Here is a 22,981-nt window from a genome sequence, read left to right as displayed (position 1 = left end):
ACCCCTTGTGACCTGAAGGACCCGTTGGCGCGGGTTGCGCTCTACGCTCTATTCATGACCGAAAGCGCGAGCCCGCACATCTCACAACCGCGGATCATGGTGCTCGGGGTTCAGCCGGGCACGCCTCCGTTCCGCATCATGGAGATCGACGGTGAGGTCGTCGGTTCGGCGAGGACCGTCACCGACGTCCTGGAGACAGCCGCCCTCTACGGCATCAGGGTGCATGACCTGGACGACCCGGACGTGGTCCGCTGGGTCGGCGGCGACAAGTTCACCTGGCGGCATCACTAGACGGGGAGGTCAGCCCACCGTCCATTTCTGGTTGGCGCCGCCCGTGCAGGTCCACAGCTGCAGCCGGGTGCCGTTGGCCGAATTGTTGCCGGTCACGTCCAGGCACTTGTCGGCCTGCGGGTTGACGATGTCGTGGGCCGCTGTGACGGTCCATCTCTGGTTCGGACCGCCCGAGCAGTCCCACAGCTGGACGGTCGTGCCGTCCGCCGTGCCGTTGCCGGTGGCGTCCAGGCACTTGCCGAGCGCGCGGAGCGTGCCGTCCGAGCCCGCCGTCCACTGCTGGGCGGCGGTGCCGTTGCAGTCGTAGAGCTGGACGGGCGTGCCGTTGGCGGAGCTCGCCCCGGCCACGTCCACGCACTTGCCGGCCAGCCCTCGGACCGCGTGACCACCGGTCGGGCTGTCGCCGGTCGTCACCGAGACGTGGTCCACCACCAACTGCTGCGGGAAGACGGTGGAGCCGTCCGGGTCGCCGGGCCAGTAGCCGCCCACCGCGAGGTTCAGGATCAGGAAGAACGGCTTGTTGAACACCCACTGCCTGCCGCCCAGGTCGGCCGGTGTGCGCCGCTGGTAGACGTTGCCGTCCACGGACCAGGTGAGGGAGTCGGGCGCCCAGTCGACGGCGAAGGTGTAGAAGGCGTCGGCGAAGGCCTGCCCGTTCGGGAGGGAGTAGCCGGCGCCTATGCCGCCCGAGCCCGAGTAGCCGGGGCCGTGGATGGTGCCGTGCACCGTCGAGGGCTCGAAGCCGACGTTCTCCATGATGTCGATCTCGCCCGAGTCCGGCCAGTTCACCGGTGTGCCCAGCATCCAGAACGCCGGCCACATGCCCTGTCCCCGTGGCACTTTCATCCGTGCCTCGATGTGCCCGTACTGGGCGGTGAACTTCCCGGAGGTGTTGAGGCGGGCCGAGGTGTACTGGCAAGTGCCGTACCAGCACTGGTAGTTGGCGGGGTTCTCGCGCCTGGCCGTGATCACCAGATGGCCCTGGCCGTCCAGTGCCGCGTTCTTGTTGCCCGACGTGTAGTACTGCCGCTCGTGGTTGTTGACGTTGTCGCCGGTCTCGATCTGCCACTTCGACCCGTCGACCGCGGCGCCCGCGGGCCCGTCGAAGGTGTCGGAGAACGTCACGGCGGCGGCTGCGGAGTCCGGTTGCTCCGCCTGTGCCGGGCCGATCGCGGCGGACGCGACCAGGACGGCCGACAGGGCGGCGAGGAGAGCGGTGCGGAGCAGGCGTGGGGAGGCCATCGTGCTCCCTTCCGTACGGCGTCCCGCGATGGACGGGTGCGCCGACCGAGGTGGGGGGTGAAGGTGTCGCCACTTGATTTAAGGAGTGAGATAAGAGGGCGTCAATACTTTGGTACGGACCAGAACTTGTCCGTGTCCGGGAGTGGGCGAGTCGGGCCGTTCGGTCCGGATCGTGCGGTGTGTGCCCCCGCCAGAGGTGCGTGTCGCCATGACTTGCCCGGCATGCTTCGTCCCGCGCCGAAGTGTTCGGTTCCTAGGCTGCTCGTCATGAACGCCGCACACATCGGTGAGCTCCTCGCCGTGCTGGGCGCGGGTGTCGCGGCCGGCGCGGTGAACGCCGTCGTCGGCTCGGGGACGCTGATCACGTTCCCGGTGCTGCTCGCGACCGGCCTGCCGCCCGTCACCGCCACGGTCTCCAACGCGCTCGGCCTGATCCCCGGCTCGATCAGCGGTGCCGTCGGATACCGCCGTGAGCTGCGCGGGCAGCGTCGGCGCATCCTGAAGTGGGGCGCCGGCGCCGCGCTCGGCGGGCTCACCGGTGCCTCGCTGCTGCTGGCCCTGCCCGCCTCGGCGTTCGAACGGATCGTGCCGGTCCTGGTGGGACTCGCCCTGGTGCTGGTCGTCCTCCAGCCGCTGATCAGCAGGAGACTGCGCAGCCGTCGCGTACGCAAGGGAAGATCCGTGCGCCCCGACGGCGGCCCCCTGCTGCTCGCCGCACTGACCCTCGCCAGCGTCTACGGCGGCTACTTCGCGGCAGCTCAGGGCATCATCTACGTCGCTCTGATGGGCATGCTCCTCGACGACGGCCTGCAACGCCTCACCGCCGTCAAGAACGTGCTGGTCGCCGTGGTCAACTCGGTCGCCGCACTGTTCTTCCTCGTCGTCGCGGAGTTCGACTGGACGGCCGTCGCTCTCCTCGCGGTCGGATCCGCAGCCGGCGGCCACCTGGGTGCCACCCTGGGCCGCCGACTGCACCCCGCCGTCCTGCGCGGGTTCATCGTGCTGGTCGGCACGGTCGCCATCGTCCAACTGGTCCTGCGCTAGGAGCGGGGCTCCCTGGTGTGCACAGCCCGGCTCAGGCGCCGTCCCAGCAGGAGGTAGCCGATCAGGGCTCCGGTGGTGTTGAGGATGACGTCGTCGATGTCGAAGGCGCGCCCGGTCACCAGCGCTCCCTGTGCGAACTCGACCAGGAGCATCACGGTCGCCGTCAGCAGCAGGACGCGCAGGACGCCGCGCGTCTTCGGGGCCAGGACCGGGACCAGGATGCCGAACGGCACACCCAGCAGCAGATTGCCGCCGATCTGCCGGACGGCGTCCCGCAGTTCGGGCTGGTCCAGATACGCCCGCAGGGAGCTGCCCGGACGCAGGTTGGTGTGGGTCAGGGCCTCCGACGCGGGCGAGGGCTGCAGAGTGAGCTTCGCCAGGACGACGGCGAAGGCGACCATGAACGCGAAGGCGCAGAGCATGGCGAGGAGCTGAGCGAGTACCCGCAGCGGGCCTCGGCCCGATCGCGGGGTGCGCTGCGCCTTGGCGCCGCCCTTCGGCTTGGTGTCGGCCTTCGGCTTGGTGTCGGCCTTGGACGTGTCCTTGGTCTTGGACGTGCCCTTGGTCTTGAGCCTGCCCTTGGCCTTGGAAGTGCCTGCGGTCTTGGAAGTGCCGGGGTGTGACGCGGCACGCGAACGTGGGGTTCCACGGGCCATGCGGTCCTCCAGTCTTCAACTTCCCTTCGTAGTAAGGGGATTACCCCGGTACCGCGATGAGATGTCCTCCCTGTCGCGCCCGACCGCCGCCGTCCGCGGTTTCCTTTCCTGCCGTCGGGGCACTCCGGGCGGAGACCCGCGCGTGCCGCCGGGGCTGTCGCCCGGGGTGGTGTTTGGATGACGCGGGACGGAAGTAACGGACATCCGGCCCGCGGAGGTGGCGTATGAACCGGCGTACGGCGCTTCTCGTCGCGGCCGAGTCCGCGGCCGAGTTCCTGGCCTGGTGGGCCGCGCTCGCCGCGCTGTGGCTGGTCCTCATCAGCACGGTCGACGCCCTGGAGCTGACCGTCGGCGCGGGTGTCGCCGGCGTGGCCGCGCTCGCCGCCGTCGCCGCACGCCGGGCGGTGACCGGGCGGTGAACGGCTGGCTCCTGGCGGCGACCCTCGTGCTCGGCGGGGGAGTGGGTGCCGCCCTCTGGGGCGTCGCCACCGGACCGCTGCGGCGCCGGGTCGTGGCGCAGAACCTCTCCACCGCCGTCGCCTGCCCCGCACTGCTCCTGCTCGCCCAGGGCTACGACCGTCCCGCGTACGTCGATCTCGCCCTGGTCCTCGCCCTGCTGGGCCCCGTCGGCACCCTCGTCTTCGCCCGGCTGCTCGCCGACGAACTGGCCGCCGACCCGCCGCGCGCCTGGGGCCTGACCTGGGCTGCCGCAGGGCTCGGCGCGGTGGTGGTCCTGGTGCTGTGCGCGACGGTCGGACCGAGCCGCGCGATGGTGAAGCTCCTCGTCACGGGCGCGCTGCTGATCGGCGGGAACGTCGTCGCCTCCCGTGCGCTGTCCGGCGGTTTCGCGGGGGTGCGCGGTGGCTGACACGGTGATCGTCGTGGCGCTGCTGCTGGTCGCCGGCTCCGCGACCGTGGCGGTACTGGTCCGCGACCCCGCCCGCCAGGCCCTGGTGCTGGCCGTCCTCGGCGTCGTACTCGCCGTGCTGTTCACCGCCGTCCAGGCGCCCGACGTCGCCCTGTCGCAACTGGCGGTCGGCGGCGCGCTCACCCCGCTGCTGCTCCTGCTGTCGGTCCGCAAGGTCAGGCGGCGCAAGGGGCGTGACCGATGAACCCGCGCATCCGCCTCTGGCTCGTCGCCGTCGGCGGCGCCGGTCTCGCCGCCCTCCTCGTCGCCGCCTGCCTGCGCCTGCCCGACTTCGGCGGCGACAGCCACCCGTACGGCGACCGCGCCGTGCACGAGTCCCTCGCCCGGCGCACCGCCAACACCATCGCCTCCGTCAACTTCGACCAGCGTGCCTTCGACACCCTCGGCGAGATGAGCATCCTGTTCGCGGCCGTCGTCGGCGTCGTCGTCCTGCTGCGCCAGACCCGCGACGAACACCGCGCCCGCCCCGAGCCGGCCGAAGTCGCCGCACCCGTACGCCGTTACGCCCTCCTCGTCCTGCCGGTCGCCCTCGTCATCGGCCTCTACGTCGTCGCGCACGGGCAGCTCAGCCCCGGCGGCGGCTTCCAGGGCGGCGTCGTCGCCGCGACCGCGCTGCACCTGCTGTACCTGGGCGCCGACTACCACGCCCTGGAACGCATCCGCCCGGTCGGCCTGTACGAGGTCGGCGACGCCCTGTCCGCCTCCGCCTACCTGGTCACCGGCCTCGCCGGCCTCATCGGCGGTACGGCCTTCCTGGCCAACACCCTGCTGCCGTACGGCACGTTCAACACGCTGTCCTCCGGCGGCACCGTGCCGCTGCTGAACGCGGCCATCGGCATGGAGGTCGCCTGCGCGGTGGTCGTCCTGCTCGCCCGTTTCCTGGACCAGGCCGTCGAGATCGAGGAGGAGAGCGGGAAGTGAGAGCGCCGTGATGGACGTCCTGCCGTACCTCGTCGCCGTATGGATCTTCCTCGTCGGCTGCTACGGCCTCGCCACCAGCCGCAATCTGATCCACGCCGTCGGCTGTCTGTCCGTCTGCCAGTCCGCCACGTACGTCCTGCTGCTGGCCGTCGGCTACCGCGACGACGCCACCGCACCCGTCTTCTCCGACATCGAGCCCGGATCGCGTCCCGTCGTCGACCCGGTCGTCCAGGCCCTCGCCCTGACCGACGTGGTCGTCGGTGCCACCGTCACCGCCCTGCTGCTGGCGCTCGTCATCCAGGTCGCCAAGCGGCACGGCACCGTCGACCCCGACGAACTCTCCGAGCTGCGCGGCTGATGAACGACCTGCTCCCGCTGCTCGTCGCCGTACCGCTCCTCGGTGCCGCCCTACTGGTCGCGGGTGGCCGCAGGGTGCCGCGTGTCCTCGCCGAGTCCCTGGGATGCGCCGTGTCCGCGGGGACCGCAGGGCTCGCGATCGTGCTGCTGCTGAACTCCTCGCCGCCGATGGTCGAATGGGTCGGCGGCTGGACCCCCGTCGAGGGCCGCAGCGTCGGCATCGTCCTGGTCGGGGACGGCCCGGGGCTGGGCATGGCGGCCCTCGCCTCCCTGCTGACCCTCGCGGCGCTGGCGTACTCCTGGCACTACTTCGACGAACCGCCGCGCCGGCACGCGGGCTCGTTCCCGGCGCTGATGCTGCTCTTCCAGGCCGGCATGTGCGGATTCTCGATCGCGGGCGACCTGTTCAACGCGTTCGTGTGGTTCGAGCTGATGAGCGTCGTCGCCTACGCGCTGACCGGCACCCGGGTCGAGGAGGCCAAGGCCGTCCAGGGCGCGCTGACCTTCGGGGTCGTCACCTCCCTCGGCGCGTACGCCCTGCTGATGGGCATCGCGCTGCTCTACGCCCGCACCGGCGAGCTCGCCATGGCCCAGATCGGCCGCGGCCTGGACGCGCACGGGCCGCCGGACGCCCTGGTCCTCGCCGCCTTCGTCCTCGTCCTGACCGGCCTGCTCGTCAAGGCGGCCGCCGTCCCCTTCCACTTCTGGCTCCCGGACGCCCACGCCGTCGCCCCCACCCCGGTGTGCATGCTGCTGTCGGGCGTCATGGTCGAACTCGGCGTGTACGGCGTCTGGCGGGTGTACGGCACCGTCTTCGCCGGTCCCGGCGGCATCCCGGCGGCCGACCTGGAGCGGGTGCTGCTCGTGCTCGGCGCGGTGACGGCGGTGATCGGCGCCGTCATGTGCTGGTACCAGCGGCACATCAAACGGCTGCTGGCGTACTCGACGGTCGCGCACACCGGGCTGTTCCTGATCGGCATCGGCGCGCTGACCCCCGAGGCCGACGACGGGGTCGCGCTGTACGTCCTCGGCCACGCCGGTGTGAAGGCCGCGCTGTTCGCCTGCACGGGCCTCCTCCTCGACCGGTACGGCAGCGTCGACGAGCACGCCCTGTACGGCCGGGCCCGGGAACTGCGCGGCGTCGCCGTGCTGTACACCGTGGGCGGACTCGCCCTCGCCGGACTGCCGCCCTTCGGCACGGGGTTCGGCAAGGCGGTCACCGAGGAGGCCGTGGGCGGCCCGCTCGTCGCGCTGTACGTCATCGCGAGCGCCGTCACCGCCGGGGCCGTACTACGGGTCGCGGCGCGGGTGTTCCTCGGGCTGGGCCCGGCGCCCGAGGACGACACGGAGTACGAGACGACCGGCACCGGGGAGCGGCCCGAGACCCGGCACCGGCTCAGCCGGATCCCCGACACCATGACCGCCGTCCCCGCCCTGCTGCTCGCCGGGGCGCTGGCCGTCGGCGTGGCACCCGGCTTCGGCGAGGTGGTCTCCCGCGCCGTCAACGAGGCCGGGTCCGGCGGTGCCGTGGTCTCCGCCCCGCACTGGAGCCCGGCCGGTGTGCTGCTGGACCTCGCCTCGACGGCGCTGGCCCTGGGACTCGCCGCCGTGGCGGTCACCCGGCCGGGGCTGCTCGCCGCCCCGGACCGGGCCCTGCCGCTCAGGCGCCTGCAGTCCGGGCACGTCGGGGACTACGTGGCCTGGGTGCTGGTGGGCGCGACCGTCCTCGGGGCGCTGGCCCTGCCCGGGCTGCTGTCGTGAGGCATCAGAGCCTGTTCACAGACTCTCAGGTCCCGTAGGTCACCTTCACCTCCTTGAAGCCGAGGGAGTGGAGCAGTCCTTCGAGCATGTGGGTGGTGTTGGTCTGCGCGCGTGCGGTCAGCTCGCTCTTCCTGGCGGCGTCACCGATGTGCCGCACGGCCAGTTTCTGCACGGCCTGTTCGCTGTTCGGATTGTCCGAGAACAGGTCGCCGAGGCGGTCGAGGAGACCGCGCTGCTTGGAGACGGCGTAGGAGCGGTCGGGGTCCAGGGACGGTTTGCCGAGGGCGGCGTGCGGCAGGCGCAGGGTGGCGGACGTACGGTCGCCGTTGACCGTGACGTCGTCCTCGCCGACCTTTCCGAGGTCGACATAGGCGTCCACGGTGCCCGCGCCGACGTACAGGGTGCGGGTGCCGCGGATCGCGTCGGGCAGGAACTTGGCGTCCTTCTCCAGATCCACGACGATCTGGAAGTTGCCGGAGGCGGCGTCGTAGCGGCTCATGTCCTGGATGGACTGCAGCAGTGCGGGACCCGAGCGGTCGTTGGTCTCGGTGCCGAACAGGTCCTTGAGACCGGGGAGCACGCTCAGCCGGATCCCGGCGAAGAAGACGACGAGCACCAGCACCACCGCACTCACCGCCTTCGCCCAGCCGGGCATGCGCCTGTCGATGCGCTTGAGGGGAGTCGTCATGGCGCCTCCTTTCCTGTTCAACGAGGTACCCCCAAATCCGGTGCCAGACCTGTCCGTTGGCCGATTGCCGCCCCTGACTGGAGCACGAGCGGCGCACTAGCGTGGGAAACTGTCCGTACCGGCGCGTCTGGAGACCCGGATGAGTGCAGACAGCACGTCCCGGCCACTGCCTCCCATGCATCGCATCAGCCTCCCCGAGCCCGGACCGCCCCGGCTCGGCGTCCTCGCCACCGGCACCGAGGTGTGGCTCGTGACCCGGTACGTCGAGGTGCGTCAGGTGCTGATGAGCCCGAAGTTCAACCGGAGTTCGCTGCACGCGGCGGACGCCCCGCCGCTGCTCGTCGTACCGAATCTGCTCGACTCCCCGGACGGGCTCCTCAACCAGGACGGCACCGCCCACCAGCTGCTGCGCGGCACGGTGCAGCGGGCGTTCACCCCCCGGGCGATCGCCCGCTGGCGCCCCTGGGTCGCCTCCGTGGTCGAGGCGCTCCTCGACGACTTCGCCGAACAGCGGCGCCCCGCCGACATCGTCGAGGGATTCACCCGCCCGCTGCCCGTCTCGGTGATCTGCCGGCTGATGGGTCTGGAGCACGTGGACCGTGAGCGCATCCGGCACTGGGCCGACCACGCCCTGTCCGGCGGCGCCCACAGTGCGCAGGAAGTGGCCCTCGCCATGCGGGAGTTCGGGGAGTTCGCCGGCGCACTCGTGGCCGAGCGGCGCGCGTCCCCCGGTGACGACCTGGTGAGCGGACTGGTCGCGGCGGGGGACGAGCTGGGGATCGACGAACGCCGGCTGGTCAGCCTGGTCTGCGGACTGGTCGTCGCCGGACACGAGACGACCATGACGGCCCTCGGCAACGCCGTCGTCTACCTCCTCACCGACGGACAGGCCGCCTGGAAGGGGCTCGCCGAGGACGGCGACGCCGCCGCCACCGCGGCCGAGCAACTGCTGCGCACGATCCCGCTCAGCGAGGGCCGTGTCCTGCCCGGCCTGATCCGCCGCGCCGTCGAGGACACCGAGATCGGCGGCGTGCCGATCCCGGCGGGCAGTGTCGTCGCCGTCCAGACCAACGCCGCCGGCCATGACCCGGACGTCTTCCCGCCCGGCGAACCCGACCTGTTCGCCCCGCTGACCTCGCCCAGCATCGCCTTCGGCGCCGGCCCCCACCACTGCCTGGGCGCCTGGCTCGCCCGCATGGAACTCGAACTCGCCCTGCACCGCCTCGCCGCCCGTTTTCCCCATCTGCGCGCCGAGTTCACTGCCGAGACGATCGAGTGGCGGGAGGGACAGATGACGCGGAGTCCGCGCAGGTTGCCCGTGTCGTGGTGAGGTGATCGCCACATATCTCCGACCTCGGTGAGCCGCAACGTTTCTGCGCTGGTCAGTAGCATGAATCCGCCACCCGGAGTGATCATGCGAGGAGCGGATCGTGCGAGAGATCGCCGTGTTCAGCGGTAGTGCCCACCCCGAACTGGCGGCGGAGGTCTGCGCTCAGCTGGGGGTGCCGCTGAGCCCCACCCGGGTCAGCCGGTTCGCCAATGACTGTCTGGAAGTGCAGCTTCAGGCCAACTGCCGGGAGCGGGACGTCTTTCTGATCCAGCCGCTGGTCCGGCCGGTGCAGGAACACCTCGTCGAGCTGCTGCTGATGTGCGACGCCGCGCGCGGGGCGTCGGCGCGGCGGATCACCGTCGTCATGCCGCACTACTCCTACGCCCGCTCCGACAAGAAGGACGCGCCCCGTATCTCGCTCGGCGGGCGGCTCGTCGCCGATCTGATGGTGGCGGCCGGGGCGAGCCGCGTGCTCGCCATGACACTGCACGCGCCCCAGGTGCACGGCTTCTTCACGGTGCCGGTCGACCATCTGCACGCCCTGCGTGAACTCGCCGTGCACTTCCGGCAGTACGACCTGACCCGTACGACCGTCGTGTCCCCGGACCTCGGCAACGCCAAGGAGGCCGCCGCCTTCGCACGGCTGATCGGCGCCCAGGTGGCCGCCGGCGCCAAGCAGCGGTTCGCGGACGACCGGGTCAGCATCAGCGCCGTCATCGGCGAGGTGCGCGGGCGGGACGTCATCGTGCTGGACGACGAGATAGCCAAGGGCAGCACCGTGCTCGAACTGCTCGACCGGCTGCGGGAGTTGGGGCCGCGGTCGATCCGGGTCGCCTGTACGCACGGCCTGTTCGCGTCCGGTGCGCTGAAGCGGATCGGTGAGCAGCCCGACGTACTGGAGATCGTGTGCACCAACACCGTGCCGATCCCGGCGGAGGAGCGCACCGAGAAGCTGCGGGTACTCTCCATCGCCCCGGCGCTCGCCGAGGCAGTGCGCCGCATTCACAACGGGGAGTCCGTCAGCGCCCTGTTCGACGCGCCGGGAACCGAATAGACAGGACGTAGCGGAGCGAAGCTCGGCATCACCCGGATGCTCAGCTAGGCATCATCGGATGCTCAGGAGGGCTCGCCATGGCCAAGGCGAAGTTCGAACGGACCAAGCCGCACGTGAACATCGGGACCATCGGGCACATCGACCACGGGAAGACCACGCTCACCGCGGCCATCACGAAGGTGCTGCACGATCGGTATCCCGACCTGAACCCGTTCACTCCGTTCGACCAGATCGACAAGGCGCCCGAGGAACGGCAGCGCGGCATCACGATCTCGATCGCCCATGTCGAGTACCAGACGGAGCGCCGGCACTACGCCCATGTGGACTGCCCGGGCCACGCCGACTACATCAAGAACATGATCACCGGCGCCGCCCAGATGGACGGCGCGATCCTGGTCGTCGCCGCCACCGACGGGCCGATGCCGCAGACCAAGGAACATGTGCTGCTCGCCCGGCAGGTGGGCGTGCCGTACATCGTCGTCGCGCTCAACAAGACCGACATGGTGGACGACGAGGAGATCCTGGAGCTCGTCGAGCTGGAGGTGCGCGAGCTGCTGACGGAATACGAGTTCCCGGGCGACGACGTCCCCGTCGTCAAGGTCTCCGCGCTCAGGGCCCTCGAAGGGGACCCGCAGTGGAGCCGGTCGGTGCTCGAACTGCTGGAGGCCGTCGACACGGCCGTCCCGGAGCCGGAGCGTGATGTCGACAAGCCGTTCCTGATGCCCATCGAGGACGTGTTCACCATCACCGGCCGCGGCACGGTCGTCACCGGCCGGATCGAGCGCGGTCGGCTGCTGGTGAACAGCGAGGTCGAGATCATCGGCATCCACGACCAGAAGACGAAGACCACCGTCACCGGCGTCGAGATGTTCCGCAAGCTCCTCGACGAGGGCCGGGCCGGTGAGAACGTCGGGCTGCTGCTGCGGGGCGTGAAGCGGGAGGACGTCGAGCGCGGCCAGGTCGTCATCAAGCCCGGATCGGTCACCCCGCACACGGAGTTCGAGGCGCAGGCGTACATCCTGTCCAAGGACGAGGGCGGCCGACATACACCGTTCTTCGAGAACTACCGTCCCCAGTTCTACTTCCGTACGACGGACGTGACGGGCGTGGTCACCCTGCCGAAGGGCACCGAGATGGTCATGCCGGGCGACAACACGAGCATGCACGTCCAGCTGATCCAGCCCATTGCGATGGAAGAAGGCCTGAAGTTCGCCATCCGCGAGGGCGGCCGGACGGTGGGGGCCGGTCAGGTCACCAAGATCCTGAAGTAGGACCGCTCATAACGTGCCGGACGTGGCCTCGGGCTGCCCCAGGGCCGCGTCCGGCGTCGGATGCGGGGGCAGTAGCCGGGACAGGCCGGTGATCCTGAGGACGCGCAGGGTGAGCGCGTGGGTGCACACCAGGTGCAGCTGCCCGCCGTGGTCGAGCACCCGGCTGCGCGCGCGGTACAGCAGCCGCAGCCCGGAACAGTCGAAGAACTCCACGCTCCTGAGGTCGATCACGATCCGCGCGTCCGGGTGCGTCGTCACCCGGTCCAGATACGGGGCTATCTCCACCGCCGCGGCGATGTCGATCTCGCCGAGGAACTCCAGCACCAGGTGGTCCCGGTGCCGGTGGACGCGCAGATGCCGGCTCAACGGCGCAGGATCCTGCTGCACGACGACATCGCCTCCAACCTGTTCACTTGCGGCGGGGTGCCCAAATCCAGTCCCCGCACTGCAAGTTACCCTCGATCGAGCGAATCTGAGCATGTTCGATTGACATATGTCTTCGAATTGCGACAGATGATGCGCGAAACGAGCGGGGCGCTGCTACGACAGTGCGTGCCAGGCTCTGGAGAGTGCTTGGCGGAACTGCTCGGTCTGATGGGCCGTGAGGTCCCGCACCATGCGCTCCTCCAGTTCCCTCACCGCCCCCTCGTGGCGGTCCAGCAGCTCGCGGCCCGTGCCGGTCAGCAGGATCAGCAGCTCCCGTCGGTTGCGCGGGTTGCGCTCCCGGCGGACCAGCCCGCGGGTCTCCAGGCTCCGGACGAGATCGGCGATCGACTGCGCCGTCACGAAGGAGTCGCGCGCCAGCTGCGCGGCCGACAGTCCGTCGTGACGCTGCAGCACGGTGAGCGCCGTGTACTGCAGCGCGGTGATCCCGGACGGCTTGACCAGCTCGTCCAGGTGGGAGCGTACGACGAGCTCCACCTGCTTCACCATGTACAGAAGCGAGGGCGGTGCCTTGGTTGCCTGGGTGTCGAGCATGAGTTCAGCCTAGAGCATTGACAGGAAACCTGTCTGTAATGAGACTGCGGACCAACAGGAATCCTGTTTGTTGAAATCTTGGCGATGAGGCTGAGGAGTGGTGATGACCACCTTCGAGATCGAACCCGGTCGGTTGTTCATCGGGGGCCAGTGGCGCGAGGCCGCCGACGGAGCGCGCACCGAGGTGGTCGACCCGTCCCGGGGTGCGGTCCTCACCACCGTCGCGGATGGCGGTGCCGCCGACATGGACGCGGCCGTGCGCGCCGCGCGGGACGCCTTCGACGACGGCGCCTGGTCCGGGCTGAGCGGCCGCGAGCGCGGCCGGGTGCTGCACCGGGTCGCCGAGCTGATCAGGGAGAACGCCGACACGATCGCCGAGCTGGAGAGCCGTGACGTCGGCAAGCCGATCACGCTGGCGCACGCCGTCGACGTCACCAACGCGGCCAACGACTACGAGCACTTCGCGGCCCTCGCCCACTCCCTCGACGGATCCGTCCGCGACACCCCTATGAACGCCCTGGCCTACGTCCGGCGCCGGCCGATCGGCGTGGTCGCGGCCATCACGCCGTACAACTTCCCGCTGATCCTGGCCGGTTCGAAGATCGCCCCCGCACTCGCGGCCGGGAACACGGTGGTGCACAAGCCGGCCGAGGAGACGCCGCTCAGCGCGCTGTACATGGCCGAACTCTTCAAGAAGGCCGGCGTCCCCGACGGTGTGGTCAACGTCGTCACCGGCGGTCCCGCGGCCGGTGAGGCGCTGTTGCGGCACTCCGGGGTGGACAAGGTCGCCTTCACCGGCTCGACCGCGGTGGGCCGGAAGGTCGCGGGCATCGCCGGTGAGTCCCTCAAGCCCGTCACCATGGAGCTCGGCGGCAACGCGGCCCATCTCGTCTTCGAGGACGCCGACCTGGAGAAGGCCGTCGGCGCGATCATCAAGGGCTTCGTCTTCAACACCGGGCAGTTCTGCATGGGCGCGCCCCGGCTGCTGGTCGCGCGCCCGGTGTACAGCACGCTGCTCGGCATCCTCGCCGACGCCGTGCCCGGTGTGCCGCTCGGCGACCCGCGCAGGCCCGAGACCGTGGTCGGCCCGATGGCGGGGGAGCGGCACCTGCGCAAGGTCGAGGAGTACGTCGACCTGGCCCGCAAGGAGGGCGGCCGGATCGTCTGCGGCGGTGAGCGGCTCGACCTCGACGGTGGCTACTACTACCGGCCCACCGTGATCGCCGACCTGCCGAACGACTCCCGGGTGATCCAGGAGGAGATCTTCGGCCCGGTCCTCACCGTCCAGCCCTTCGACTCCGAGGACGAGGCCGTCGAGCTCGCCAACTCCACGCCGTACGGCCTGGCCTCCGGCGTTCAGACCGGCAACCTGGCCCGCGCCCACCGGGTCGCCGACCGGCTGGCGGCCGGCATCGTCTGGGTCAACGACTGGGCGATGCTCGACCCCGCGGTGCCCTTCGGCGGAGTCAAGGACTCCGGCTTCGGCCGCGAGTACGGGCCCGAGGCGCTCGACGCCTATACCACCACCAAGTCCGTCGTCGTCTCGCTCGACTGAGCGCACCGTCAAGGAGATCCGATCGATGTCCATCCCCACCCGTGCCGCCGTCGTCGAGTCCGGCGGGGCGCCCTTCACCCTCTCCGACGTGCAGCTCGACGAGCCCGGACCGCACGAGGCAGTCGTCCGCATGGTGGCGACCGGCCTGTGCCACACCGACCTCGGCGTGGCGGGCGGCGGACTGCCCTTCCCGCTGCCCGGCGTCCTCGGCCACGAGGGCGCGGGCGTCGTCGAGGCCGTCGGCCCGGCCGTGACCGGCGTCGCGCCGGGCGACCACGTCGTGCTGTCCTTCACCTCCTGCGGCGACTGCCGCAACTGCCGGGGCGGCCACCCCGCGTACTGCGCGACCTGGCTGCCGCTGAACCTCATCGGCGGCCGCCGGGCCGACGGCACCAGCACCATCAGCCGGGACGGCGAGGCCCTCGGCGGGCACTTCTTCGGCCAGTCCTCCTTCGCCGAGCGGGCCCTGGTGGACGAGCGCAGCCTCGTGAAGGTCGACCCCGAGGTGCCGCTGGCCTCGATCGCCCCGCTGGGCTGCGGCGTACAGACCGGGGTCGGCGCCGTCTGGAACGTACTGGAGCCGGTGACCGGCAGCACCGTCGTCGTCCTCGGCGCCGGAGCCGTCGGCCTGTCCGCCGTCATGGCCGCCGCCCTCACCCCCGCCACCACCATCGTCGCCGTCGACCGGGTGGCTGAACGCCTTTCACTGGCAAGGGAGTTGGGCGCCACCCACACCGTCAACGCGGCCGAGGCCGACCTCGGTGACGCGCTCGCCGGGATCACCGGCGGCCAGGGCGCCGACGGCGTCGTGGAGACCACCGGCAACGTCGGCGTCCTGCGCCAGGGCGTGGACGCGCTCGCCGCCCGCGGCACCCTGGTGGTCGTCGGCGCCCCGCCGTTCGGTACCGAGGTCGCCCTGGACGTCAACGGGCTGCTCGGCGGAAAGCGGGTCGTCGGCCTCACCCTGGGCGACGCCGAGACCCGGACCTTCATCCCCGCCCTGGTCCGGCTGGTCAAGGAGGGGCGGCTCCCGCTGCACCGCCTGATCAGCAGCTATCCGTTCACGGACATCGACCAGGCGGTGCGGGACATGGGCGCGGGCAAGGCGATCAAGCCCGTGCTCATGTTCTGACTCCAGCCGGCTGTCAGTCCGTCACCAGGACCAGCTTCCCCGTGGTCCGGCCGGTGTCGCCGAGCGCATGTGCCTCGGCGGCACCGGACAGCGGGAAGGTACCGGCGATCGCGGGGCGCAGCTTCCCCGCGTCGACCAGCTCCGCGATCGCCTTCATCCCGCTGTGCGAGGAGTCGACCAGCATGCGCAGCGCCCGCACCCCTAGCCGCTCGGCCTCCTCGTAGAGGTCGTTCGAACCCCCCGGCAGGATCGAGACGACGATCCCGCCCGGGCGCAGCACGCGCAGTGAGCGCGTGGAAGTGTCGCCGCCGAGCGTGTCCAGGACGACGTCGACGTCCTTCACGGCCTCGGTGAAGTCCGTCTCCCGGTAGTCGATCGCCTCGTCGACGCCGATCTCCCGCAGGAAGTCGTGCTTGCCCGCGCTCGCGGTACCGATCACATACGCGCCCCGCGCCTTGGCGATCTGCACGGCCACATGCCCGACCCCGCCGGCCGCCGCGTGGATCAGCACCCGCTGGCCCGCCCGCACGTCGGCGTACTCGACCAGGGCCTGCCAGGCGGTCAGCGAGACCAGCGGCAGCGCGCCCGCCTGCGTGTGGTCGACCGAGGCCGGCTTGTGGGCGAAGACGCGGGCCGGCGCGGTGACGTACTCGGCGTGCGAGCCGTGGCCCCACGGGTACGACAGCATGCCGAACACCTCGTCGCCGGGCTTGAAGCGGGCGACGCCGATACCGACCGCCTCGACCACGCCGGAGACGTCCCAGCCCAGGACGAAGGGCGGCTCCCCCAGGAAACCGCCGCTCGCGCGGTGCTTCCAGTCGGTCGGGTTGACGCCCGCGGCGCGGACGCGCACCAGTACCTCGTTGGCGCGCGGTGTCGGGCGCTCCACTTCCACTTCCTTGAGAACCTCGGGACCGCCGAGGACGTCCTGGCTGATGGCTCGCATCGTGTTCACAGTGCTCATGGTGAACCAGCCTGCCGGGATCCGCCGCGCTGGAAAATGGCACGATTGCCAACCTTCGATAGGATCGTGCCATGGCAGACATGGAGCGGGTCGTGGTGCTGGCCCTGGACGGCGTCTATCCCTTCGAGCTGGGCATCCCCAGCCGGATCTTCGGCGCCGCCGACGGCCGGTACGAGGTGCTGACCTGCAGCGTCGACGGCCGCCCCGTGCACAGCAACGCCGACTTCACGATCGGCGTCCAGCACGGCCCGGAGATCCTCGCCACGGCCGACACCGTGGTCGTCGCCTCCATGGCTCCCGCGTACATCCCCACGGAGCTGTCCGCAGAGGTCGCCGACGCTCTCGCGCTGATCCGCCCGGACGCACGCATCGTGTCGATCTGCACCGCCGCCTTCGTCCTCGCAGCGGCGGGGCTGCTGGACGGCCGCAGGGCCACCACGCACTGGCACTCGACCGAGGCGTTGCGGCGCCGGTACCCGCTGGTCGACCTGGACCCGGACGTCCTGTTCGTCCAGGACGGCAGGATCCTCACGTCCGCCGGAGCAGCCGCGGGCGTCGACGTCTGCCTGCACATCGTGCGCGCCGACCACGGCAGCGAGCTCGCCAACGCGGTCGCCCGGCGCTGTGTCGTACCGCCCTTCCGGGACGGCGGCCAGGCCCAGTACATCGAGCAGCCGGTGCCGGAGAGCGGCGCCGCGAGCACCGCGGCCATCCGCGCCTGGGCCCTGGAACACCTCGACGAGCCCCTCACCCTGGCCGACCTCGCCGCGCAGGCCCGGATGAGCCTGCGCACCTTCGCCCGTCGCTTCAGCGACGAGGTCGGCCTCAGCCCCGGCCGCTGGCTGATCCAGCAGCGCGTCGCCCGCGCCCGGCATCTGCTGGAGTCCAGCGACCTGTCGGTGGACCAGATCGCCGGCCAGGTCGGCTTCGCCACGGGAGCCTCCCTGCGCCAGCATCTGCACGCCGCGATCGGGGTGTCGCCGCAGGCGTACCGCCGCACGTTCCAGGCGGCGGCCGCACGGTAGGCCAGGCCCACGCCTTCCTGACGACCCCTCACGTCAGGCGGGCGACTTCCGTACGGCCGCCGCCCCATGCCAGACGCGCACGGTCCAGGGGCCGCCCGGCAGACCCGAACGTTCCCGCCCCGTGCCGCGTCGAAGGATCAAGACAGCGGGGCGGACAAGGGGGGGCGGACATGCGCGGCGGACTCGTAGCGGCGGCAGTGGCGGTGCTGGTGGCGACGGCGGCCGTGGGGTGCGGTGCCGGGGAGGATCTGGTCGTGGCGGGTACCGCGCCGGCCACGCCGTACGGCGGCCCGCTGCACGTCCCCGCCCGCAATCTCGACGAGCACGGCGCCCGCGCCGTGCTCGCCGGTGCGGGCGCCGCGGGCCGGGCCCTGGAGTGCGACGGGGACATCTACTCCGGCGGCGTCAGCGATCCCTGGAGCGAAGGGGACGGCGGAGGGACGCCCGAGGAGGGGCTCCGTGCCTACTTCGACATGGAGCAGCCCGAGGTGCCGCGGTACGGCTATCGCGTGGAGCGCGAGGAGGACGGCCGCGTCCTGTTCTCCTACGACGTCGACGGACGTACCAAGGTCGCGGTGGTCGTCACCGAGGACCGCGAGGACCGTCCCGGCTGGGGCCCGGAGAGCAGCGCCTCCTGCGACCCCGCCGAACTCCCGGAGAGCTTCACGGACTCCCTGGAGACCGAGATCTGGACCGACGCCGACGGCCGCCGGGTGCCGACCACCGAGATCAGCAGCTCCGCCGGATCGGCCCACTGCGACTGGCAGGACGTACATTTCCTCGAACTCGGCGTGAACCCGGACCGCAGGATGTTCGCCCGCGATCCCGAAGGTGTTCTCGACCGCGCCATGCTGAACGCCGCGTACGACGGCGACGTACCCATGCCCGACGGTGCGCACGACACCGGATACCGGCTCGGCGACTGGCGGTTGTGGCTGGCAGGGGACAGGCTGACGGCGTATGTCCGCACCCTCGATGGTGTCGAGGCCTGGCCGCTGGTGCCGGACGGCATGGGCTGCAAGTGATCCCTCGGATCTGCCGTCACGGCGCGTCGATTTCTCCGACTGTGCAGGTCAGTAAGGGCATTTATCGATTTACGTTCTCCTGGCGGACAGTGATGGAACCCTCACTTCCGCCGACCTGCGAGGTTGATCCTTTTGCGTTCAAACCCGATAAGCTCCCGTTCGGCGCTGCGAGTTGACTCGGTCGTGACTTGCTCTCGATCGGTCATCGCGCGGTGCGTACTCATGAGTGCGATCGCCTTTGCACACCCCCCTTGATCGATCGTCGCCTCGAAGGATGCAGATGGAACTCGCCACACCGCCGCCGGCGGCGCGGCCCCCTGTCGCCTGGTACAGCTGGTGGCTCATGCCGCTGGCTTTAGGAGGTGGGACCGTTGCCGCCACGTTCATGAGCTCGGAGCGAATAACCACCGCCGTCGCAGGCGTCGCGGCGACCACGGCCAGTGCCGTGTGTGTCCGCCTCCTGCTGCGGACCCGAGCACACCTGCGCAAGTCCGAGGGCGAGTTCCGCTCGTCGCAGGCCGAGCACTCCCAGCAGTGGCAGCAGCACGTGGCGGGCCTGGAGCGGAAGTTCAGCTCCGACCGCGCCGCCCTGGAGAACCGCCTCGCCGAGCAGTCCGGCGCCTACGAGGCCCAACTGGCCGAGCAGGCCCACGCGTACGAGGAGCGCCTCGCCGAGGAGAGCAGCTCCTACGAGGAGCGCATCGCCGCCCAGGCCCAGTCCTACGAGGCGCAGCTCGCCGACCAGGCCGAGGTCTGGCAGGAGCAGCTGGCCCACCAGCTGGCCGCCGTGGTCCGGCTCGCCGACGAGCAACTGCCCAACGCGCTGAAGCAGTTGCGCGAGGGCGACGCCATCGATGACGTCCTGCCCAGCGTCAACCAGTGCGCCAAGGTCAGCACCGAGCTCCAGGCCAACCTGCGCAAGGTCCTGCGCACCTCGCTGATCGGTGTCGAGGAGGAGTTCAACCGCTCGACCTCCGCCGAGCAGGCCGTGATCAGTGTGGGCAACCGTATCCACGTCCTGACCAGCAAGCTCCGCGGCCGGCTGCACGAGATGCAGGGCGAGCACGGCCGACTGCCGGCTGTCGCCCGGGGTCTGATGGAGCTCGACCAGGCGATCGGCCCCGCCGACTGTCTCGCCGCGAGCATCAGCGTCCTCGGCGGCTCGGACCGTCCCGGCCGCCAGTGGCAGGAGCCGCAGCGCCTGCTCAGCGTGGTGCGCGGCGGCATCGGCCGGATCAAGGACTTCCACCGGATCGACGTACGCCACCTGCCCGAACTCGGCGTCGACGGCGGCCTGGTGGACCACCTCACGCTGATCTTCGCCCATCTCCTGGACAACGCCGCCCGCTACTCGCCGCCCACCGAGCCGGTGCTCGTCTCCGGCAAGGAGGTCCCGAACGGCGTCGGCATCGAGATCCAGGACTCCGGCAAGGGACTGAGCGAGGAGAAGAAGCGCGACGCCGAGGAGGCACTCGCCGGAACCGGGGCCGGACCGGGCCTCGGCGGTATCTCGGAGGACGCCACCATCGGCCTCAGGGTCGTCGGCATCCTCGCCCGTCGCTACGGCATCCGCGTCACCTACGCGGACTCGCCCTGGCTCGGCACCTCGGTGGTCGTCGTGGTTCCGCACAAGTACTTCAGTCCGCTCCCCGCGGCCGATCCGGTCGCCGTCGCACCGACCCTCCAGGCCTCGGCCGCCGCACCGGCAGCCGCGTCGGGCGCTGCGGCCGTCGTCACCGAGGCGGCGGGCGTGGCGGAAGCGGCCGAGGACATGGACACCACGCCCGGCGGACTTCCGCGGCGTCGCAGCAAGCGGTCCGAGCCGGTGCAGTCCGGGCCGGCCGAGCGGTCCGAGGAGACGGCCGTCGTCGCCGTCCCGCCGGACGCGTCGTTCGCCGGCCTCGCCGCCTTCGCCACCGCCGGACGCGAGTCCGACGACGGCGGCGGCACGGGCGCCGGCAGCGACCCGACCGCCGGACGCGAGTCCTTCGAGCACCGCACTGAAGAGAGCGACAAGTCCACATGACGCAACAGGGAACCGACGTGAGCTGGGCGCTCCGCGATCTGGTGGAGAGCATCCCGGAGATCCGCTTCGCCCTCGTGGCCTCAAGTGACGGCAAGGCCATCACCTCGTTCGGCGCCGAGGACCCCGACGACGTGGACCGCTTCGCGGCCGTCGTGGCCGGCCTCCAGGCGCTGGCCCAGCCGGTGGCCGAGCAGTTCCCCAAGTACGCGGGGCAGCTGCGGCTGGCGATGATCGAGGTCGACGGCGGCCACCTCTTCGTCGTACGGGCGGGTGTGGAGACGTATCTCGGTGTGCTGGCCCGCGAGGGCCTCGACCAGGGGCTGCTGGGGCATCAGATGAGGGACCTGGCCCGGCGGATGGGTGAGCTTCTCGGCACCACTCCGCGCCTGGAGGAGCACTCTGGATGAGTGCTCCCCGCCGGCCCACGGACCCGTCCGGTCTTGAGCGCTACTACGTCCTCACCCGAGGACGTAGCGGACCGGGCGGTCCGGCGTCGAGTCTCGACGTGGCGACCCTCATCGTCTCCCGCACCACATCCGCCCCGGGGATGCAGCACGAGCACGAGGAGATCATCCGGCGCTGCCGCGATCCGCTGTCGGTGGCCGAACTCGGCGCCCATCTCGGGTTGCCCTTCAACATTCTCGCGGTGCTGCTTGCAGATCTGCTTGAGGCAGGCCGCGTCGAAGCTCGTGACCCCATCCCGGCGCGCGACGCCGGTCGCGGGCCCGACCTCGCGCTCCTTGAGGAGGTACTCAGTGGACTTCAAAGGCTTTGACCAACCCGGCGGGTCGGCCGCCGGGGGCACCCGCTCGGTGAAGGTGATGATCGCCGGCGGATTCGGCACCGGGAAGACCACCATGGTCCGCTCGGTCAGCGACATCAAGCCGCTCACCACCGAGGAGACCCTCACCCAGGCCAGCGCCGCCGACGATCACCTCATCGGTGTCGCCGACAAGACGCAGACCACCGTCAGCCTGGACTTCGGCAAGATCGGCATCAACGACGAGCTGGTGCTCTACCTGTTCGGCACTCCGGGCCAGGAGCGGTTCTGGTTCCTGTGGAACGGCCTGTTCAAGGGCGCGCTCGGCGCGATCGTCCTGGTGGACACCCGCCGACTGGCCTCCAGCTTCCGGGCGATAGAGGAGATGGAGCGGCAGGACGTCCCCTTCGTCATCGCCCTGAACGTCTTCCCCGACTCCAAGCACCACCCGATCGACGAGATCCGGGACGCGCTGGACATCCCCCCGCACACCCCGATCGTGTCCTGCGACGCCCGCGACCGTGCCTCCAGCCGTGACGTACTCATCGCCCTGATACGTCATCTGAAGGAACGCTCCGCCGTCGCAATGGAGCCCCGATGAGTGACGACAACCTCGACAGTCCCGAGGCCCCCCGGGGCTGCCCGGTCGCGCACGGTTCGGCCGAACTGGCCCGGCTGTACGGGCCCGAGGCGGCGACCGACCCGCTCGGCATCTACGAGCGGCTGCGCAAGGAGCACGGCTCGGTCGCGCCGGTGCTGCTGGACGGCGACGTCCCCGCCTGGCTGGTGCTGGGCTACCGGGACAGCCGGCGGGTGCTCGACAATCCCCGCCAGTTCCCCCGGGACGCGCGGAACTGGCGGGACTCGCGGGAGGGCCGGATCGCGGAGACCTCTCCGCTGATTCCGATGCTCGCCTGGCGCCCCGACTGCGTGTCCCAGGACGGCGAGGCGCACCGCAGGCTGCGCGGCGCCGTCAACGACGTGCTGCAGGCCGCTGCCGGCCGCGGTATCCGGCGCCACGCCACGCACTTCGCCAACAAGCTGATCGACGGGTTCGCGGACAGCGGCAGCGCCGATCTGGTGGCGGACTACGCCGACCTGATGCCGATGCTCGTGATGTCCCGCATCCTGGGGCTCGCCGAGGCGGAGGGGCGCCGGCTGGTCGAGTCCTGCGCCCAGGTGCTCAAGGGCGGCGAGGACGCCCTGGTGCACGACGGCATGATCAGGGAGATCTTCGGCGAACTCGCCGAGCGCAGGCGGTCCGAGCCCGGCTCCGACCTCGCCACCGGTCTGCTGGAGCATCACGCGGCTCTCGACCACGACGAGGTCGTGCACCATCTGCGTGTGGTGCTGCTCGCCGCGCACGTCACGACCAACCTGCTGGCCCGGGTGCTGCAATTGGTCCTGACCGACGCCTCCCGGCTCTCCGGGCTGATCAGCGGTCAGCTGAACATCTCGGCGGTGGTGGAGGAGGTCATGTGGAACTCTCCGCCGCTGGGCGTCCTGCCGGGGCGCTTCGCCGCCAGCGACGTCGAACTGGGCGGGCACCGCATCGAGGAGGGCGACCTGCTCGTTCTCGGTCTCGCCCCGGGCAACATCGACCCCGAGGTCCGGCCCGATCCGAGCGTCTCGGTGCATGGCAACCAGGCGCACCTGGCGTTCGGCGCGGGCCCGCACGAGTGCCCGGGGCAGAGCATCGGGCAGTCCATGATCGAGGTCGCGGTGGACGTCCTGCTGCACCGGCTGCCGGGCCTGCGGCTGGCCGTGCCGGCGGACGAGCTCACCACGACCGCCTCCACCTGGGATTCCCGGCTGGACGGGCTGCCGGTCGAGTTCCCGGTGTGAGCACACCGCTGCTGTGAGTACGCCGCGGGTGCGGGGGGCTCCCCGCCCCCGGCGCGGCGCGGTGTCGCGGGGGGGGGGGGGCCGCCGAGACGCGGGGCGCGCCGGGCTGCGCGGCGCGCGGGGGGAGC

At 70.9% G+C, this 22,981-nt stretch carries 26 protein-coding genes; 20 read left to right on the top strand and 6 right to left on the bottom strand.

Annotated elements, in window-relative coordinates; translation table 11 throughout:
- Window positions 1-54 precede the first annotated feature (54 nt).
- Window positions 55-291 carry a hypothetical protein gene (locus tag ACFWYS_RS24390; RefSeq protein ID WP_384772692.1) on the top strand — a complete coding sequence of 79 codons (237 nt, stop codon included), beginning with the start codon at window positions 55-57 and terminating at the stop codon, window positions 289-291.
- A 9-nt stretch (window positions 292-300) separates the two neighbouring features.
- Here ACFWYS_RS24390 and ACFWYS_RS24385 read toward each other — a convergent pair whose 3' ends face one another.
- Window positions 301-1,533 (bottom strand): ricin-type beta-trefoil lectin domain protein, encoded by a 1,233-nt coding sequence (locus ACFWYS_RS24385; protein WP_384772689.1) that lies wholly within the window; start codon window positions 1,531-1,533, stop codon window positions 301-303.
- Between the two features lie 267 nt (window positions 1,534-1,800).
- Between ACFWYS_RS24385 and ACFWYS_RS24380 the strand changes: the two genes are divergently transcribed.
- A complete protein-coding gene (locus ACFWYS_RS24380; protein WP_384772686.1) occupies window positions 1,801-2,577 on the top strand; it encodes a sulfite exporter TauE/SafE family protein in 777 nt (258 codons plus the stop codon).
- On the opposite strand, the gene ACFWYS_RS24375 is transcribed toward ACFWYS_RS24380, so the two are convergent.
- Window positions 2,574-3,233, bottom strand: coding sequence for a VanZ family protein (locus ACFWYS_RS24375; protein WP_384772683.1), 660 nt, complete (start codon window positions 3,231-3,233; stop codon window positions 2,574-2,576). The two genes, ACFWYS_RS24380 and ACFWYS_RS24375, sit on opposite strands and share 4 nt — an antisense overlap.
- Window positions 3,234-3,457: 224 nt before the next feature.
- Between ACFWYS_RS24375 and ACFWYS_RS24370 the strand changes: the two genes are divergently transcribed.
- From ACFWYS_RS24370 to ACFWYS_RS24345, 6 genes are read left to right on the top strand one after another with little or no spacing between them, the layout of a single operon-like run.
- Window positions 3,458-3,652, top strand: coding sequence for a hypothetical protein (locus tag ACFWYS_RS24370; protein WP_384772680.1), 195 nt, complete (start codon window positions 3,458-3,460; stop codon window positions 3,650-3,652).
- Window positions 3,649-4,101 carry a monovalent cation/H+ antiporter complex subunit F gene (locus tag ACFWYS_RS24365; protein ID WP_384772677.1) on the top strand — a complete coding sequence of 151 codons (453 nt, stop codon included), beginning with the start codon at window positions 3,649-3,651 and terminating at the stop codon, window positions 4,099-4,101. The genes ACFWYS_RS24370 and ACFWYS_RS24365 overlap by 4 nt, the downstream gene beginning before the upstream one ends.
- On the top strand, window positions 4,094-4,345 hold the full coding sequence (locus tag ACFWYS_RS24360) for a hydrogenase subunit MbhD domain-containing protein (RefSeq protein WP_384772674.1): 252 nt from the start codon (window positions 4,094-4,096) through the stop codon (window positions 4,343-4,345). The genes ACFWYS_RS24365 and ACFWYS_RS24360 overlap by 8 nt, the downstream gene beginning before the upstream one ends.
- Complete coding sequence (locus ACFWYS_RS24355) at window positions 4,342-5,082, top strand: MnhB domain-containing protein (protein WP_384772671.1); 741 nt, start codon at window positions 4,342-4,344, stop codon at window positions 5,080-5,082. Before ACFWYS_RS24360 ends, ACFWYS_RS24355 begins: the two co-directional genes overlap by 4 nt.
- Window positions 5,083-5,092: 10 nt before the next feature.
- Window positions 5,093-5,440 (top strand): sodium:proton antiporter, encoded by a 348-nt coding sequence (locus tag ACFWYS_RS24350; RefSeq protein ID WP_384772669.1) that lies wholly within the window; start codon window positions 5,093-5,095, stop codon window positions 5,438-5,440.
- Complete coding sequence (locus ACFWYS_RS24345) at window positions 5,440-7,200, top strand: complex I subunit 5 family protein (RefSeq protein WP_384772666.1); 1,761 nt, start codon at window positions 5,440-5,442, stop codon at window positions 7,198-7,200. The genes ACFWYS_RS24350 and ACFWYS_RS24345 overlap by 1 nt, the downstream gene beginning before the upstream one ends.
- Window positions 7,201-7,225: 25 nt before the next feature.
- On the opposite strand, the gene ACFWYS_RS24340 is transcribed toward ACFWYS_RS24345, so the two are convergent.
- Complete coding sequence (locus tag ACFWYS_RS24340; protein ID WP_384772662.1) at window positions 7,226-7,888, bottom strand: DUF4230 domain-containing protein; 663 nt, start codon at window positions 7,886-7,888, stop codon at window positions 7,226-7,228.
- A 139-nt stretch (window positions 7,889-8,027) separates the two neighbouring features.
- Between ACFWYS_RS24340 and ACFWYS_RS24335 the strand changes: the two genes are divergently transcribed.
- The 3 genes from ACFWYS_RS24335 (at window position 8,028) to tuf (ending at window position 11,543) form a co-directional block, all read left to right on the top strand.
- Window positions 8,028-9,218, top strand: a complete 1,191-nt coding sequence (locus ACFWYS_RS24335) for a cytochrome P450 (RefSeq protein ID WP_384772659.1) — start codon at window positions 8,028-8,030, stop codon at window positions 9,216-9,218.
- A gap of 100 nt (window positions 9,219-9,318) precedes the next feature.
- On the top strand, window positions 9,319-10,272 hold the full coding sequence (locus ACFWYS_RS24330) for a ribose-phosphate diphosphokinase (protein WP_384772656.1): 954 nt from the start codon (window positions 9,319-9,321) through the stop codon (window positions 10,270-10,272).
- Window positions 10,273-10,349: 77 nt separating this feature from the next.
- Complete coding sequence (tuf, locus tag ACFWYS_RS24325; protein WP_384772654.1) at window positions 10,350-11,543, top strand: elongation factor Tu; 1,194 nt, start codon at window positions 10,350-10,352, stop codon at window positions 11,541-11,543.
- A gap of 6 nt (window positions 11,544-11,549) precedes the next feature.
- On the opposite strand, the gene ACFWYS_RS24320 is transcribed toward tuf, so the two are convergent.
- Entirely contained in the window at window positions 11,550-11,930 is a 381-nt protein-coding gene (locus tag ACFWYS_RS24320) for an anti-sigma factor antagonist (protein ID WP_384772653.1), read from the bottom strand.
- 153 nt (window positions 11,931-12,083) lie between these two features.
- Window positions 12,084-12,521 carry a MarR family winged helix-turn-helix transcriptional regulator gene (locus ACFWYS_RS24315; RefSeq protein WP_384772651.1) on the bottom strand — a complete coding sequence of 146 codons (438 nt, stop codon included), beginning with the start codon at window positions 12,519-12,521 and terminating at the stop codon, window positions 12,084-12,086.
- A gap of 103 nt (window positions 12,522-12,624) precedes the next feature.
- On the opposite strand from ACFWYS_RS24315, the gene ACFWYS_RS24310 reads away from it, so the two are divergent.
- The gene (locus ACFWYS_RS24310; protein WP_384772648.1) at window positions 12,625-14,076 is read left to right on the top strand and encodes an aldehyde dehydrogenase family protein; all 1,452 of its coding nucleotides are present in this window, start codon (window positions 12,625-12,627) and stop codon (window positions 14,074-14,076) included.
- A 25-nt stretch (window positions 14,077-14,101) separates the two neighbouring features.
- Window positions 14,102-15,208, top strand: a complete 1,107-nt coding sequence (locus ACFWYS_RS24305) for an NAD(P)-dependent alcohol dehydrogenase (protein WP_384772646.1) — start codon at window positions 14,102-14,104, stop codon at window positions 15,206-15,208.
- 13 nt (window positions 15,209-15,221) lie between these two features.
- Here the strand turns inward: ACFWYS_RS24305 and ACFWYS_RS24300 are convergent, their stop codons facing one another.
- Window positions 15,222-16,172, bottom strand: coding sequence for an NADP-dependent oxidoreductase (locus tag ACFWYS_RS24300; protein WP_384772643.1), 951 nt, complete (start codon window positions 16,170-16,172; stop codon window positions 15,222-15,224).
- 71 nt (window positions 16,173-16,243) lie between these two features.
- Here ACFWYS_RS24300 and ACFWYS_RS24295 point away from each other — a divergent pair, with 71 nt between their 5' ends.
- From ACFWYS_RS24295 to ACFWYS_RS24265, 7 genes are all read left to right on the top strand, one after another.
- Entirely contained in the window at window positions 16,244-17,197 is a 954-nt protein-coding gene (locus ACFWYS_RS24295; protein ID WP_384772640.1) for a GlxA family transcriptional regulator, read from the top strand.
- Window positions 17,198-17,367: 170 nt separating this feature from the next.
- Window positions 17,368-18,222: a hypothetical protein gene (locus tag ACFWYS_RS24290; protein ID WP_384772637.1), complete on the top strand. Its 855-nt coding sequence runs from the start codon at window positions 17,368-17,370 to the stop codon at window positions 18,220-18,222.
- Between the two features lie 280 nt (window positions 18,223-18,502).
- Window positions 18,503-20,248: an ATP-binding protein gene (locus ACFWYS_RS24285; protein ID WP_384772635.1), complete on the top strand. Its 1,746-nt coding sequence runs from the start codon at window positions 18,503-18,505 to the stop codon at window positions 20,246-20,248.
- On the top strand, window positions 20,245-20,655 hold the full coding sequence (locus ACFWYS_RS24280) for a roadblock/LC7 domain-containing protein (RefSeq protein WP_030043913.1): 411 nt from the start codon (window positions 20,245-20,247) through the stop codon (window positions 20,653-20,655). The genes ACFWYS_RS24285 and ACFWYS_RS24280 overlap by 4 nt, the downstream gene beginning before the upstream one ends.
- Window positions 20,652-21,023 (top strand): DUF742 domain-containing protein, encoded by a 372-nt coding sequence (locus tag ACFWYS_RS24275; protein WP_384772632.1) that lies wholly within the window; start codon window positions 20,652-20,654, stop codon window positions 21,021-21,023. Before ACFWYS_RS24280 ends, ACFWYS_RS24275 begins: the two co-directional genes overlap by 4 nt.
- A complete protein-coding gene (locus ACFWYS_RS24270) occupies window positions 21,004-21,609 on the top strand; it encodes an ATP/GTP-binding protein (protein WP_384772629.1) in 606 nt (201 codons plus the stop codon). The genes ACFWYS_RS24275 and ACFWYS_RS24270 overlap by 20 nt, the downstream gene beginning before the upstream one ends.
- Window positions 21,606-22,853 (top strand): cytochrome P450, encoded by a 1,248-nt coding sequence (locus tag ACFWYS_RS24265; RefSeq protein WP_384772626.1) that lies wholly within the window; start codon window positions 21,606-21,608, stop codon window positions 22,851-22,853. Before ACFWYS_RS24270 ends, ACFWYS_RS24265 begins: the two co-directional genes overlap by 4 nt.
- Window positions 22,854-22,981: the final 128 nt, after the last annotated feature.

Source organism: Streptomyces sp. NPDC059010 (assembly GCF_042740355.1).
Taxonomy (GTDB): domain Bacteria; phylum Actinomycetota; class Actinomycetes; order Streptomycetales; family Streptomycetaceae; genus Streptomyces.
The sequence above is the reverse complement of the archived record's forward strand: the minus strand, read 5'-3'. Positions and strand labels throughout refer to the sequence as shown.